This window comes from Treponema sp. UBA7567 (assembly GCF_002476655.1).
Classification (GTDB): Bacteria; Spirochaetota; Spirochaetia; order Treponematales; family Treponemataceae; genus Treponema_D.
Genome location: NZ_DLLH01000070.1, coordinates 1,557 through 16,515, shown reverse-complemented (window position 1 = coordinate 16,515; position 14,959 = coordinate 1,557). Strand labels below are relative to the sequence as shown.

The 14,959-nt window shown below is 39.0% G+C and carries 14 protein-coding genes and 2 tRNA genes; 11 read left to right on the top strand and 5 right to left on the bottom strand.

Translation table 11 applies throughout. The annotated features are described in order from the left end of the window. The 5 genes from B3Y13_RS08770 to B3Y13_RS08750 all read right to left on the bottom strand — a co-directional run. Positions 1-456 (bottom strand): ATP-dependent Clp protease proteolytic subunit (locus B3Y13_RS08770; RefSeq protein ID WP_296694003.1); only part of this gene is annotated, 456 nt, incomplete at its 3' end. A 136-nt stretch (positions 457-592) separates the two neighbouring features. Next, entirely contained in the window at positions 593-1,564 is a 972-nt protein-coding gene (gene tig, locus B3Y13_RS08765; RefSeq protein WP_296694006.1) for a trigger factor, read from the bottom strand. Next, positions 1,518-1,958, bottom strand: a complete 441-nt coding sequence (locus B3Y13_RS08760; RefSeq protein ID WP_296694000.1) for a trigger factor family protein — start codon at positions 1,956-1,958, stop codon at positions 1,518-1,520. The genes tig and B3Y13_RS08760 overlap by 47 nt, the downstream gene beginning before the upstream one ends. A gap of 101 nt (positions 1,959-2,059) precedes the next feature. After that, positions 2,060-2,131 (bottom strand) — tRNA-Gly (locus B3Y13_RS08755). A 51-nt stretch (positions 2,132-2,182) separates the two neighbouring features. Next, a tRNA-Gly gene (locus B3Y13_RS08750) sits at positions 2,183-2,254 on the bottom strand. Positions 2,255-2,611: 357 nt separating this feature from the next. On the opposite strand from B3Y13_RS08750, the gene rpe reads away from it, so the two are divergent. The 11 genes from rpe (at position 2,612) to B3Y13_RS08695 (ending at position 14,744) form a co-directional block, all read left to right on the top strand. Continuing rightward, the gene (gene rpe, locus B3Y13_RS08745) at positions 2,612-3,244 is read left to right on the top strand and encodes a ribulose-phosphate 3-epimerase (RefSeq protein WP_296668507.1); all 633 of its coding nucleotides are present in this window, start codon (positions 2,612-2,614) and stop codon (positions 3,242-3,244) included. Further along, positions 3,245-4,183, top strand: a complete 939-nt coding sequence (locus tag B3Y13_RS08740; protein WP_296668509.1) for a tetratricopeptide repeat protein — start codon at positions 3,245-3,247, stop codon at positions 4,181-4,183. It begins immediately after the preceding gene. Between the two features lie 96 nt (positions 4,184-4,279). Next, positions 4,280-5,773, top strand: coding sequence for a hypothetical protein (locus B3Y13_RS08735; RefSeq protein ID WP_296693997.1), 1,494 nt, complete (start codon positions 4,280-4,282; stop codon positions 5,771-5,773). A 1-nt stretch (position 5,774) separates the two neighbouring features. Next, positions 5,775-6,878: a tetratricopeptide repeat protein gene (locus tag B3Y13_RS08730; protein ID WP_296022149.1), complete on the top strand. Its 1,104-nt coding sequence runs from the start codon at positions 5,775-5,777 to the stop codon at positions 6,876-6,878. A 106-nt stretch (positions 6,879-6,984) separates the two neighbouring features. Beyond that, the gene (gene recA, locus B3Y13_RS08725) at positions 6,985-8,166 is read left to right on the top strand and encodes a recombinase RecA (RefSeq protein WP_296022156.1); all 1,182 of its coding nucleotides are present in this window, start codon (positions 6,985-6,987) and stop codon (positions 8,164-8,166) included. Between the two features lie 2 nt (positions 8,167-8,168). Continuing rightward, positions 8,169-8,699, top strand: coding sequence for a 2-amino-4-hydroxy-6-hydroxymethyldihydropteridine diphosphokinase (gene folK / locus B3Y13_RS08720; RefSeq protein ID WP_296022162.1), 531 nt, complete (start codon positions 8,169-8,171; stop codon positions 8,697-8,699). Between the two features lie 45 nt (positions 8,700-8,744). Next, on the top strand, positions 8,745-9,530 hold the full coding sequence (locus B3Y13_RS08715) for a segregation and condensation protein A (protein WP_296022166.1): 786 nt from the start codon (positions 8,745-8,747) through the stop codon (positions 9,528-9,530). Positions 9,531-9,545: 15 nt separating this feature from the next. Then, the gene (gene scpB, locus B3Y13_RS08710) at positions 9,546-10,091 is read left to right on the top strand and encodes an SMC-Scp complex subunit ScpB (RefSeq protein WP_296022174.1); all 546 of its coding nucleotides are present in this window, start codon (positions 9,546-9,548) and stop codon (positions 10,089-10,091) included. After that, entirely contained in the window at positions 10,054-10,833 is a 780-nt protein-coding gene (locus B3Y13_RS08705) for a pseudouridine synthase (RefSeq protein WP_296668516.1), read from the top strand. Before scpB ends, B3Y13_RS08705 begins: the two co-directional genes overlap by 38 nt. Continuing rightward, positions 10,830-13,178: a 30S ribosomal protein S1 gene (gene rpsA / locus B3Y13_RS08700; RefSeq protein ID WP_296668518.1), complete on the top strand. Its 2,349-nt coding sequence runs from the start codon at positions 10,830-10,832 to the stop codon at positions 13,176-13,178. The genes B3Y13_RS08705 and rpsA overlap by 4 nt, the downstream gene beginning before the upstream one ends. A 9-nt stretch (positions 13,179-13,187) precedes the next feature. Beyond that, positions 13,188-14,744, top strand: a complete 1,557-nt coding sequence (locus tag B3Y13_RS08695) for a sigma-54-dependent Fis family transcriptional regulator (RefSeq protein WP_296022191.1) — start codon at positions 13,188-13,190, stop codon at positions 14,742-14,744. Positions 14,745-14,959 lie beyond the last annotated feature (215 nt).

Here is a 14,959-nt window from a genome sequence, read left to right as displayed (position 1 = left end):
TTTAATTCTGATAATTTCAGCTGCTTGAATTTCAATATCAGTAGCTTGACCTTGCGCTCCACCTAAAGGTTGATGAATCATGATACGAGCGCTTGGCAACGCCATTCTTTTACCTTTTGCACCAGAGCAAAGCAAGAATGCGCCCATTGATGCAGCTTCACCAATACAAATTGTTTGAACATCAGCCTTAATTAATTGCATTGTATCGTAAATTGCCATACCTGCTGTAATTACACCACCAGGGCTGTTGATATATAACATGATATCTTTTTCAGGATTTTCGCAGTCTAATAACAACATTTGTGCAACGATTGAATTTGCCAATTCATCATCAATTTCGTCGCCTAAGAAAATAATTCTTTCTCTTAAAAGTCTTGAAAAAATATCGTAAGCGCGTTCTCCGTTTCCGCTTCTTTCGATTACCTGTGGTACTAAATTATTCATTGTTTCGTTCATGTTTGTTGCTCCGAGCTGATATGATTTTTTTTAGATATTTTAAATATAACAAAAAAAATCTAGAAGTCCAAAAAAAAACGGAATGTAAACAAGATTTTTTTTGTCACATTCCGTTCACATTTAAACTTTTATAAAATTAGTTTGCCTTGAAAAGGTCTGCAAATGAAGTTTTGTCGCCTTTTGCAACCTTAATCTGTGCAAAAATATCATCGTAAAGTTTCTGTTCCTTTACATCGTCGATGAACCATTCTTTTGCACGTGGGTCAGCGTAGTGCTTTTTAACGTCTTCGACTGAAACACCGTTTGAATCTGCAAGCTTCTGGTATGCTTCTTCAACTTCTTCTGGAGTTACAGAAATATTTTTTGATTTAAGAAGTGAATCTACGATGATTCTGCTTTTTAGCATTTTTTCTGCATCTCCAGTCCACTGTGCGAGCATATCTTCTTTTTTCTGGCCAGAGGCTACAACCATTCTTTCGAGGTCTTCTGGAGTTGTCTGGAACTGCTGCGCCATCTGTCCCCAGCGGCCGTTAAGTTCTGCCTGGAGCATGCTTGCGGGAATTTCGATTGGATTTTTTTCGATAAGCTGCTCGAGAAGAGAATTTACTTTGATTTCTTTGATTTTTCTGTCTTTTGCAACGTTGAGATTTTTGAGAATGTCAGCCTTCAAGTCTGCAAGGGTTTTGTATTTGTCGCTTACGTCCTGTGCAAGATCATCGTCGAGTGCAGGAAGGTTGCGAACTTTAATCTGCTTTACAGTTACGCTATATTTTTTTGTATTTCCGGCAAGGTTTTTGTCAGCGTCTGTTTTTGCATATTTTTTTGTGATTTCTTTAGTTTCGTTTGTTTTCATTCCGATGATGTCATCATCGATTTTATAAACGTTTTCTGCTGTTCCAAGAGTGAATGTAAAACCTTCGCGTTTTGTTCCTTCTACAGTTTTTCCGTCTTCGCCGATCTCTTCAATGTCGATTGTAACGATATTGTCTTTTTCTGCTTTTTCGTCTTCTTTTTTGTCGATTACCGCAGCGTTTCTTTCCTGAATTCCTTTGAGCTCTTCCTCAACTTCTGCATCGCCTACAGAAACTTGAGGCTCTTTTACAGAAATCCNNACCGTTGAAGTCTTTTACTTCTACAGAAGGAAATACATCGTAAGTTACAGTGAAAGTGAAGTCTTTTGCAGTGTCAAATGCCGGCATTTCGTCCATTTTTGGCTGCGCATAAGGAAGAGGGCGGCTTGAAAGATCTTTTTCGTCCTGAAAAATTTCGTTCAATACGCTGTCGATGAGATCGCCTGCCGCTTCCATTTTGATCTGTTCGCCGTATTTGCGTTCAAGAACTGATGCAGGTACGTGACCTTTACGGAATCCTGGAATCTGAACTTGTTTTACATATTTTCCGAGTGTTGTTTTATAACCGTTTGCTACGTCTTCTTTTGCAACTGTTACTGTTAATTTTGCTGCCGAATGTTCAAGCTTTGTGATTTCTTTTGTGAATTTCACTTTTTGGCCCCTTGAAATAAAATGATTGGAACCTCTAAAAAAAATAGAGATGCCGTAATAAAAAAAAGCGATTCAGATGAAATCCAAATCGCTTTGCATAGAGCGGGAAACGGGAGTCGGACCCGCGACATCCACCTTGGCAAGGTGGCGCACTACCACTGTGCTATTCCCGCAAAAATAATTTGCATCTGTTTATAATCTGTTTTACAACAGTTGTGCAATAGAGCGGGAAACGGGAGTCGAACCCGCGACATCCACCTTGGCAAGGTGGCGCACTACCACTGTGCTATTCCCGCAAAAATGTTTTTGCTGAAATGCTGATTAACTTTTATTTAAGAAATGCTGCAATCAACGTGATAGAAAATATATCAGTTTGAAAAAAAAATGTCAATTTGTTTATTTGGAAAATTTAATTTTTTTGCGATTTTTTAAAATTTACGCCGGATGCGCCGCCCTTTAGTTGCAAAACTCTGGTTTTGCAATGAGCGTTAGCGAAGGCAGAGCAGCCGGTTAAGGAAAATACGGAACGCCGGCGGAAAACTTTTTTTTGAAAAAAAATGCCGTCCCGAATTTTTATAATCTTATGGCGAAAATAATACATTTTGACTTTGGTTTGTTGTTTTTATCGTTTTTGTCTGATATTATAGTTAGAAATGAAAAGTAGAATTTTATCACCTTCGTTGCTTTCTGCGGATTTTTCTAATCTTGCGGAGGCCTTGAAACTTTGTGAGGAAAAAAAATCGGGTGCGGTTCATATTGATGTTATGGACGGACATTTTGTTCCTCAGATTACTTACGGACAGCCAGTTATAAAATCTGTAAGAAAACTTACATCTTTGCCGTTTGATGTTCATCTTATGGTTGAGCGTCCTGAGGAAATGGTTGACACCTTTGCGCAGGCTGGGGCTGACTGGATTACTTTTCATCAGGAAGCGACTGTGCATATAGACAGGCTTGTTTCTCATATTCATTCGCTTGGAAAAAAGGCTGGAGTTTCTATTGTTCCGTCGACTCCTGTAAGCGCAATAAAGGAAATTCTTCCGGAAGTTGACCTTGTTCTTGTAATGACGGTTAATCCTGGCTTCGGCGGGCAGAAACTGATTCCCTATTGTGTTGGAAAAATTGCGGAGCTTGATTTAATAAGAAAGGAAAAAAATTACAATTATTTGATTTCGGTTGACGGCGGAATAAACAACGAAACTTTGCCTTCTGTGCTTGACGCTGGTGTTGATGTGGTTGTTTCGGGCTCTGCCTTTTTTAACGGCTCGTTTAAGTGGGAGGCGTAAATGCTTGCGCGGACTTTTTGTGGACAAGATCGGAACGGCTTAAAACGGTTTTTTGTTTTTTTTGCGGCTGCTTTTTTTGCGGCAGGAAGCATTTTTTGTCAGAAATATTCTGCGGAGCAAGAGCAGGGCTTTGAGGCTTTTAGAAAAAATGACTGGGCTTCTGCGATGTTTTTTCTGCGGAAGGCAGGAAGTTTGCCTGAAGGTTTTGACGAAGAGACTCTGTATCTTTTGGTGATGAGCGAAATCAATGCCTGCGAATATTCTGACGCGCTTTCTGACGTAAACGTTTTTTTGCAGTCTTTTGATAAAAGTCAGTATCTCCCGTATATGCATTTTCAAAAAGGACGGATTCTGCATCTTTTGGAACGCAATGAAGAGGCAGTTTTGGTTTTGAGCGATTTTTGTCATCTTTATCCGGATAGCGAGCTTTATGCGGCGGCTTTGTATTGGGTTGCCGAGTGTTTTTACGATGAATATAATTTTGATTCTGCCCGCGCTCTTTATGAGCGCGTTGTGTCGGATTTTCCGGCAGATGCGAAGGCTGGAGACTGCCGCTATCGTCTTGAAATGATTGCTCAGCGTGAGCGTGAAGAAAAATTGATTTATCTTTTAAAAGTAACCGGAGAAGAAAATCTTTCTGCGCGTGAAGAATATGAAAGACAGATAAAACTTTATCAAAGCCAGGATAAAATGGGGTTGAGAAAAAGCCTTGCCGATTCTCAGAACCGGATTGCCGAGCTTGAGGCGGAACTGGCGGAGCAGAAAAAAGTGAATTCCTCTCTTGAAGCGAAGGTGAGGAATCTTGACAACGTGATAAGTCCGCAAAATGTTTTGAAGGAAAAAAATGATGAGAAAATTTCTGTCCCGAAAACTGATCCAGAAATTGAGGCCCTAAAACAAAAGGCTTTGTTCTTGCAGTTTTTGCTTGAAGAAAAATAGCAGTTTTTTTTGTGTTTTTTTAGATTTTTAAAGTGTTTTGGCTTTTATAAGAATAAAAAATTATGCTTAAAAATAAAAATTCCGGAGATAAAAATTATGAAAGTTTTGAAAAAAAATCGTTTCAATAAGGTTTATTTTGAAAAAAAAGTTCTTTTATGCGCTGTTCTTGCGGTTTTTGCAGGCGGTGTATTTTATTCTCAAACCGAAAATGTGAATAGCGAAGCGCCGGCTGAAAGTCTTGGAGCAATGGAAAGTTCTGAAAATTCTGAGAAGGAATCAGTTTCCAAAGACGCTGGAAAACTGGAAAAAGAAAAGGCTGAAGAAAAAAAGGCAAAAAAAGAAAAAACTAAGAAAACAAAAAAGACAGAAAATGCTGATGAAGCTGATAAAAAACAGGAAAAGAATAATGAGATTACAAAAATCGATCCGTATCTTGGCGATGTTTATATTCCTGTAAAAAAATATTCACTTTTCTTTGAAAATTATTCTATCGAGTGTAATTCTGACCGTGGAACTTTTAATTTTTATTCTTCTCAAAAAAATCGCAAAAAAACTCCGGTTCTTTCAAATTATGAGGATTCAATTTCTTCATCTTTCTTTTTAAAAATTGGAAAAACAGTCTACTGCCTGAATAAAGACAGCGCGGTTCAAAAAAAGCTATGGAAAACAGCGAACGGAGCGCGGCTTGTTTACACAATAAGTAACAGAGCGCGTGTTGCCATAGATTTTTCGTTTGAGCCGGAAGAAACTGTTAAAAAGGTTTTTGCCCTTGAGCAAAATGATGAAAAAATTGCAATGAAACAGGATGAAAATCTTTTAAAAACAGAAGAAGAGGAAGAAGCTTCGGGCGAGGATGTTTTGCCTGGTGTAATAAAAATCAGGGCTTATGTTACAAATCTTTCTGAAAAAAAAGCAAATTTTGCATTGAAGGCTGTTTTGGATACGTCTGTTGGCGAAGGAGCGGATGTTCATTTTTTGACAGAAAACGGCCTGTCATTTAATTCTGAGCATCAGTTTGAAAATATGCTCAAAGAGAGGGTGTTGTGCGTTTCTGACTCGAAAACTTCCGCGGAATTTGTTTTTGAGGGAAAAAATATCTCTTCTCCGGAAGTTGTGACGGTTGCAAACATCTCATATTTGAATTCTCCGAGATGGATTATGGTTTCGGAAAACGGAAGAAGCTTTAATTCGCTGAATGCGTATAATAATTCGGGAATTTCGGTTGTCTGGCCGCAGAAAACGCTTCAAAAAGAAGAAACTTATTCAATTCAATTTTTTGCAGGAATTTCTTGCAACGGAAGAAAATGCGATACTTTAAAATACGTTGATTTTGCTGGAATTGGCGGCACAAAAAAACTTGAAAAAAGTGAGGCGGCTGCGAGCTTTGATGTTTCAGGTTCAAGAAAAACCGATGTTGATTTTATAGTTCAAAACGTTACTGAAAAACAGCTTGATTTTGAATATATTCAGAACCTTATAAATCGGATTGACGCTCTTGAAAGCACGGATGCCGATATTGACAGAAATGAGCTTAGGCAGCTTAATTCTGAGCTTGATGCTATTCTTGCAGCCTTGAGGAAGCGGAACTAAAATGAGCCGGGCAACGATTGACGAAGCGCGTTCACTTATTCGGAAAAAAAAGTATTCAAATGCGATTGTTCTGCTTGAAGGTGTCCGCGAAGTCTACAGAAACAGTTTCGATTATTATTTGATTTTGGGAATTGCCTGCCTTTACTCTGGCGATTATGGAAATTCGTACAGGAATTTTGATGAAGCACGGCACATAAAAGTTCAAAACGTAGACTTGCTTTTGGGACAGGCCGCTTTATATTTGGTTCGCGGAGATACAAGCGCTGCAATTGGCTATTATCTTGATATTCTCGATCTTGAGCCGGAAAATAAAAAGGCAAAGGCTGCCCTTGAATTTGTCCGCTCAAAAGGAGATTATGAAACGATTGTAAAATGGACAGATACTGGAAAAATAAAAGAATTTTATCCAGAAGTTGCTGCAAAAAAAGGAATCTGGCCTCTTGCGTTTTCTGTCCTTGCCGGAGGTTTTGCTGCTCTTGCCATTCTTTTTTGCATGAACTTAAGCAAGACAAGACAAGAGGCGCAGAGAGCGGATTTGAGCGAGCTAGACCTGACAGCTTCCGATAAGTCGAATTTGCAGGAAAAGGATTTGTCTGGCGGAGTTTATAAGTATATTCTTTCGGATTCTCAGATTACGCAAGCTTATGAAAAGGCAAAATTTTATTTTCAGAATTACAGGGATAATTCTTCCCGGGTTGAAATAAACAGAATTTTGAATTCAAATGCATCTCAGTCTGTAAAATCTAAGTCGGAACTTTTGGTTTCGTATTTTGAAGAGCCTTCTTTTGACAGTTTTTCTAGTCGTCCTGAAGAGAATTTTTCATATTCAACCGTAGCGGCAGAACCTGCTCTTTATTTGGACTGCTGGGTTGTCTGGTCTGGAAGAATTTCCAATGCAAAGACTGAAAATGACATTTTTAGTTGCGATCTTCTTGTCGGATACGAAAATCTTGAAAGAGTAGACGGAATTGTTCCGGTGATTTTTAATGTTGTTCCAAAAATAGAAGGAGACCGTGCGGTAAAAATTCTAGCGCAGGTAAAACTAAAAGACGGAAAATTGTGTCTTGTTGGACGCTCTGTTTATCAGCCTTTGAGAAAAAATTGATAAAAATTCGATATTGATGTAAAAATATACTGAAAAATTCAAAAAAAATGTGTAAAAATTGAATTTCAGGGCCATATATATAGTGGGAGGAAAAAAGGTGGCTAAAATGGTAGAAACAAATCAGCCGGCAGATATGTCGGAAAAACTGAAAGCTCTTGAAGCGGCTCGCATCCAGATTGAAAAACAGTTTGGTGCTGGCGCGCTTATGAAACTTGGAACTCAGCCGGATGCTCAGGGCGTTGATGTAGTTCCTTCTGGTTCGATTTTGCTTGACGAAGCTCTCGGTGTAGGCGGTTATCCGCGCGGTCGAATTATCGAGATGTATGGTCCGGAAAGTTCTGGAAAAACGACTCTTGCTTTGCATGCGATTGCGGAAGCTCAGAAACTTGGCGGAATAGCTGCATTTGTCGATGCAGAGCATGCTCTTGACCCGGTTTATGCAAAAAATCTTGGCGTAAATATTGATGAATTGTGGGTTTCGCAGCCGGATACAGGAGAGCAGGCTCTGGAAATTACAGAAAATCTTGTTCGCTCTGGAGCTGTTGATATTATTGTTGTTGACTCTGTTGCCGCCCTTACTCCTCAAAAAGAAATCGAAGGAGATATGGGAGATGCGATGATGGGGCTTCAGGCTCGCCTTATGAGCCAGGCTCTCAGAAAACTTACGGCCATCGTAAATAAAAGCAAGTGCATAATCGTATTCATCAACCAGATTCGCATGAAAATCGGCGTAATGTTCGGCAATCCGGAAACTACAACCGGTGGAAACGCCCTTAAGTTTTATTCGTCTGTCCGTTTGGAAATTCGCCGAATTGAATCAATTGACGGAAAAGGAGAGGAAGACGCTGTCGGTAACCGTGTCCGCGTAAAAGTTGTAAAAAACAAGGTTGCTCCTCCATTCCGCAAGGTTGAGCTTGATATTTATTTCGGAAAAGGAATTTCTGCGACCGCTTCGTTGCTTGATTCTGCCGTAAAGCATGGAATAATCGATAAGCGTGGAGCATGGTATACTCGCGGAGACGAAAAAGTCGGCCAGGGAAAGGAAAATGCAATCAACTTCCTTACTCAGAATCCTGAGTATGCAAAACAGATTGAGGCTCAGATTCGTGCGGAAGTTTTTCCTGGACAGGTTTTAAAAACAAAGGAAGGTGTTCCTGTTTATCCTGAACAGGTAAAGGCCTCAAAAGCCTTGGAAAAAGCAGAGAAAGAAAGCGCAAAACAAAAAACTGCTTCTCAGATAGAGGCTTCTTCTGAAGTTGTGCCGTCTGCAAAGGATGCTCTTTTTTAGTTATGATTGATGTTGTTTTGGGAGTAGGCTCCAATAAAAGCTGGAACGGAATGGACAGTTTGTGTCTTTTAAAAAGGGCCTGCGAAGCTTTGAACGGTCTGCTCTCAGAATTTTTGATTTCGTCAGTTTACCGCACAAAACCTATGTATCTTGAAAATCAAGATGATTTTTATAATATGGCAGTTCGCGGTAAAATTGATGATGTTTATTCACCTTTTGACCTGCTCGAAAAAATTCACGTAATCGAATCTTGCTTGGGACGCAACCGTGAGCTTGAAGTAAGAAATGGACCGCGTTCAGTCGATATTGATATTGAATTTTTTGGTAATCAGACAGTAGATACAAAAACTCTCCAGATTCCTCATCCACGGCATAAAGAAAGGGCATTTGTTTTAGTTCCTTTACTTGAGATTTTAAAAGAAAATGCCGATTTTATAAAAAGAGAAGATTTTTCCAGCTATTTGGAAAAAATTGGTTCGGGCGGAGTTGAGAAATTCCTTTCGGCCCGGGATTTTATAGACGGAAAATTTTAATGAATAAGCGTTTTATAAAATCATCGTTTTTTTTGAGGAGCTTTCATGGAACAGAACCTGGAGTTAAAAACAAAAACAATTGATTATGACGAAACTGCGGACAAAATCGTCCATAAGTATACCGTGGGTCAGTTTGAAGGTCCTTTGGATTTGCTTTGGACTTTAATCCGTGACAATAAAATCAATATTTATGATATTCCGATTGCCGAAATTACCGAGCAGTTTCTTGAATATCTTGATTATGCTTCTCAGGTTGAACTTGGCGATTTGTCCGAATTTTATAATATGGCGGCTCGCCTTGTTTATATAAAAAGCCGGATGATGCTTCCTGTTGAAGTAAAGGTTGATGACGACCTTGATTTTGACGATCCTCGTGAAGAGCTTGTTGAAAAACTTATTGAATACCAGAAATTTAAAAAGCTTTCAAATCTTATGGAAGAAAAAGAAGACGAAAGTGAATGGAATTTTGAACGAAAGAAAATTCAGCGGGTTCTTCCGTTCGATGATGAAAATATGTGGGAGCAGATAGATACTTGGGATCTTTTGCAGCAAATGCAGAAAATCTTTCAAAACCTTATTTCGCAGTACTCGGATTCAAAAATCATTGATATGTACGAAGAAATTTCGGTAAATGAAAAAATTACGCTGATGAATGAACTTCTTGAAAAAAAGGATGAATGTATGTTTACGGATTTGATTGTCAGACATGGCAATGTTCTTGATGTAATCTGCGCGTTTATGGCTCTTTTGGAAGCCGTAAAGTTTAAGATGGCAACGATTATGCAGAACAGAATGTTTGGCGACATAAAAATCTGTAGATATGCGGCATAAGGAATTATATAAAAAATGGATGTAAATCTCGAAAAAGAAATGGGGCTTGTAGAGGCGGTTCTGTTTTTGGACAGCGAGCCTCTTACTGTTGAGTCGATCGCAAAAATTGCAGAGCTTTCGGAAGATGTCATTGAGCAGTGTCTTGACGGGTTAAAGGAAAAGTATTCTCAAGAAAGTTCTGGTGTTGAGCTTTCAAAAATTACAGGCGGCTGGACACTTACTCCAAAGAAAGAATTTTGGGAAGTTCTAAAAGAGCGTTATGGAAATAAAAATGCAGGAAGATTGAGCCGTTCAGCAATGGAAGTACTTTCGATTATTGCCTATAAGCAGCCTATTACGCGTGCTGAGATTGAATCAATTCGTGGAGTTCCGCCGGATAATATGATTCGTATTCTTCAGGAACGGCAGCTTGTAAAGGAAGTAGGCAGAAAAGATGCTCCTGGAAGACCGTGTCAGTTTGGAACTACAAAAGAATTCTTGAAATTTTTTAATCTTAATTCAATTGCAGAACTTCCTGCTCTTGATGAAAAAGAATCAGAGAGGTTCGAGCTTGCAAGATAATTCTCAAGAAAAAAAACAAATTCGGCTTCAGGCTTTTCTTGCTCATTGCGGACTTGCAAGCCGGCGCGCCTGTGAAAATATAATTACAGACGGACGGGTATGCGTAAACGGAAAAACAGTCAGTGAATTAGGGGTAAAGGTTTCAGAAAATGATGTTGTCTGCGTTGATGGAAAACAAATTTCTCTTGAAAAAAGAAAAATTTATGTTCTGTTGAATAAACCTGCTGGCTATGTATGTACCCAAACCGATGAAAAAGGCCGGCCGGTTGCTGTTGATATTCTGAAAGAAAAATATTCTGAGCGGCTGTACAATGTCGGCCGTCTTGATATGTTTAGTCGCGGAGCTATAATTTTTACAAACGATGGAGATTTTGCCGCAAAACTGAGCCATCCTTCTAGTGAAATTGAAAAAGAATATCTTGTAGAAACCAGTTATCCTCTGCCAGAGGGTCTTGAAGATCGCTTTGCACGCGGAATTCGTGTCGAAGGGATTTTTTACAAAGCAAAAAGCGCGCAGGTTGTAAATTCTCACAAAATGAGGGTTGTTCTTGTCGAAGGTAAAAACCGCGAAATTCGCCGTGTATTTACCGATGCGGGAGCCGCAATCCGAAGCCTTCGGCGTATCAGGATTGGAAATGTAAAACTTGAAAATTTGGAAGAGGGAAAATTCCGTGAGCTTTCTGAAAAAGAAGTAAAAGAACTTTTATCTCTTTGCAAAAATAATATTGGGAGCGAAATATGATAATCGCAATGGACGGACCTGCCGGAACAGGAAAATCTACAGTTGCATCGTTGATTGCAAGAAAATTAAGAATTACCTATCTGAACAGCGGAAGTTTTTATCGGGCGCTTACAATGGCTCTTAATTCTTCTGATATTGATATTTCAGATTCTGAAAAAGTGCTTAAATTCTGCAAAAAACAGAAGCTTGAATATAAAAATTCACGTCTTGTGCTTAATGGAGTCGATGTTGAAGATCATCTTCACGATGATGCGGTTAGCAAAAAAGTTGCTCAGGTGTCTTCTATTGTGCCAGTCCGCCATCTTGTAAACGAAAGAATGCAGGAAATAACTAAGTCTCTTGACATTGTCTGCGAAGGACGCGATATGACAACAGTTGTTTTTCCAAATGCGCAATACAAGTTCTATCTTGATGCCTCGATAGATGTTCAGGCTCAACGTCGTTTCGATCAGGGCGTTTCTAATATGACGCTCGAAGAAGTAAAGGCGGCAATTCTAAAACGCGATGAAATTGACAGGAATAAAGCAGAAGGAGCCTTAAAGCGTGCTCCGGATGCCTTTTACATTGATACATCAAACTTGACTATAGAGCAGGTTTGTGCGATAATCTTAAGCAAAATTCAAAACAAAGGGTTTACTATGGAACAGATGGAAGTGGAAAAGGAAGAGACAAAAAGCTCTATCCAGACACAATTAGAGGAGTCTCTCAAGAGTTTTATGCCTCTTGAAGATGGTCAGCTTGTTGACGGTACTGTAATTGCAGTTACAGATGAACTTGTATTTATCGATATTGGTGCTAAATCGGAAGGAAAGATTCCTGTGCAGGAATTTGCAGGAAAACTGCCAAAGCCTGGCGATGTAGTTTCCTGTGTGCTTGTAAAACTTAACGGCCGTAATGGTCCGGAAGTTTCTTTCACAAAAGCGCAGTCAAAACAGTTGTGGAAAGATCTCCGCAAGGCTGCTGAAGAAAAAACTCCAGTAGAAGGAACTATAGAAAAAGAAGTAAAAGGCGGTTTTGAAGTAAACCTTGGTGGCGATATTCGTGCGTTCTTGCCAATCAGTCAGTCTGATTCTTCAAAAGTTGAAGAACCGAAAAAACTTATTGGAACAGTTTCTAAATTCTATATTGAAAGACTGTATTCGGACAACAAGGCAAATGTTGTTGTAAACCGCAGAAAGTATCTTGAAGAAATTATCAACAAGGCTCGTGATGATTTCTTTGCAAATACTCAGGTTGGCGACACTGTAAAAGGAACTGTGAAATCATTTACAAGTTTTGGTGCTTTTATCGATCTTGGCGGTTTCGACGGTCTTCTTCATATCAATGATATGAGCTGGGGACATGTAACTCGTCCAAAGGATTTCGTAAAGAAAGGGCAGGAAATTGAGCTTAAAGTAATTGCTCTTAATCCTGAAGATAAGAGAATCAACCTGTCTCTTAAACATTTTACTGAAGATCCTTGGGTTCATTTTGAAGATAAATATCATGTAAATGATGTTGTTGAAGGAACAGTTACAAAACTCACAGACTTTGGCGCTTTTATTGCCCTTGAAGAAGGAATTGAAGGTCTCGCTCACATTTCTGAATTCAGCTGGACAAAGAAAGTAAACAAGGCTTCTGATATGGTTCAGATTGGCGACAAAGTAAAGTGTATGGTTCTCGGCTATGATATTCAGGCTGGACGCGTTTCTCTCGGTTTGAAACAGGTTACGCCAAATCCTTGGGATACAATTTCTGAAAAATATGCAGTTGATTCTGTAGTTCACGGAAAAGTTGTAAAAATCACAAATGCAGGTGCATTTATTCAGCTTGAAGAAGGTATCGATGGATTCCTACATTCAGAAGATATTTCTTGGACAAAGAAAGTTAAGCATCCTGGCAGCGAATTTACAGTCGGTCAGGAACTTGATGTAAAAATCCTTGATGTAAATCCTGAACAGCACCGCATTACAGTTGGCTTAAAGCAGCTTACAGATAATCCTTGGGTGGCATTTGCAGAAAAATACCATGTAGGTTCAACTCTTGAGGGCGAAATTACATCAATCACTGATTTTGGTGTATTTGTAAGAGCTCCAGAGGGAATCGAAGGTCTTGTAAACAAGGCTAACCTCAGCGATGACAAAGATGTTCCTTTTGAAGAAGCTGTTGAAAAATACAAAGTAGGCGACAAAGTTAATGTTTACGTTGTAGACATCAATGTTGAAAGAGAGAAAGTTGCTTTTTCTGTAAAAGATTTCAAAAAAGCTCAAGCTCGTAAAGAAATCAATCAGTATATATCTTCTGAAGATAATGTTGGTGGTGCATATACACTCGGTGATATGCTTAACGATCAGAAAAACAGTTAGTCGATTTCGATGGGTGAACTTGATTCTCTTACTTTTGAAAAACTAAAAACACTCATCGAAATAAACGGCAGAATAAATTCAAATTATTCAGATGTAAATGCGTTGCTGGTTTATATTCTTGAATCAGCAATGCGTTTGGTCGAATGTGAATCTTCTTCACTTCTGCTTGTAAACAAAGAAGACGGAACTCTTCGCTTTGTAGTTGCCTTGGGGCCGAAAGGTGCTGAGGCAAAAAATATAATTGTTGAAAAAAACAGTATTGCCGGTTGGGTTGTTGAAAATAATAAACATGTAATCGTCAATAATGTAGGTCTTGATCCGCGCTTTTCAGATACGGTTCAAAATAAAACTGGTTATGTAACAAAAACGATGATTGCGATTCCAATGCGTGTAAAAGGACAGTGCATTGGCGTAATCGAGCTTATAAACAAGTCTGGTTCGCGGGGATTTTGCAATTCTGATTTGGAAATTTTGAATCTTCTAGCAAGCCAGGCAGGAATTGCATATTTGAATGCAGATTCTTACCGGTCGGCAAAAGATAATTTTTCTGTATTGCAGAGTAATATCGTCAGTGGAAGCGATTATCATCCTTTTGTTGCAAAAAGTCCGGTTGTCTTGGATTTGCTTCATATAATTGATGAAGTTGCGAAGGCGAATACAACAATTCTTATAACAGGCGAAAGCGGTGTTGGAAAAGAACTTTTTGCTGAACAGATTCATTTGCGGTCAAACAGGGTCGGAAAGCCTTTTTTGCGCGTAAATTGTGCGGCTTTGTCGTCTGCGCTTTTGGAAAGTGAATTATTTGGGCATGTAAAAGGCGCTTTTACAGATGCAGTTTCAGATAGAAAGGGAAGGTTTGAGGCGGCAGAAGGCGGAACTTTATTTCTTGACGAAATTGGTGAATTGCCTTTGGAATTGCAGTCAAAACTGCTTAGAGTTTTGCAGAGTCACACTTTTGAGAGAGTTGGTTCTAACGAAACGATTTCTGTCGATGTCCGGATTATCGCTGCGACGAACCGTAATCTAGAAAAAATGGTAAGTGAGGGGGCATTCCGTAGCGATTTATATTACAGGCTGAATGTAATGCCTATAAATGTTCCTCCTTTGAGAGAACGGAAAGAAGATGTGCTTCCGCTTGCAAAATTCTTTTTGGCAGAATTTGCGAACGAAACAAAAAAGAATTTTGAGTCTTTTTCGGCAGCCGCAGAGAAAACTCTTTTGGAATATTATTGGCCTGGAAATATTCGTGAATTGGAAAATTCAATAGAAAGGGCCTGTGTTTTGGGTAAGCCTCCGCTTATTCAGACTGAAGATTTAAGAATCAATTCAACTGTTGCTAGTGTTCAAAAAAATAAAACGCAGGATAGTTTTGAAGAGATTGCTGATGAAATTGCGAATCCAGCTGATGGGGACAGAACCTTAAGAACAGCTTTAAATAAATTTAAAACCGCCTATATTAAAAAGATTCTTGATTCTACATCTTGGAATCAGACAGAGGCGGGAAAAATTTTGGGAATCCAGCGGACTTATGTTTCACGATTGCTGAATGAACTTAAAATCCGTTGAATATAAATAAAAAATTTGGAGATAAAAATATGTCTAATGAAGAATCAAAAACGTCTGTTCTTGGAAAATTCCTTGAAAAAAATATAAAAGTTATCGGTGGTTTGATTGCCATTTTAATAGTGTTTGTTATTGTTGCGGTAGTCGGCTCTTCAATAAAAACAAAGGTCGCTGAGGAAGGACTTTCTCAGGTTGATATGGTTGAATATACTTTCAAG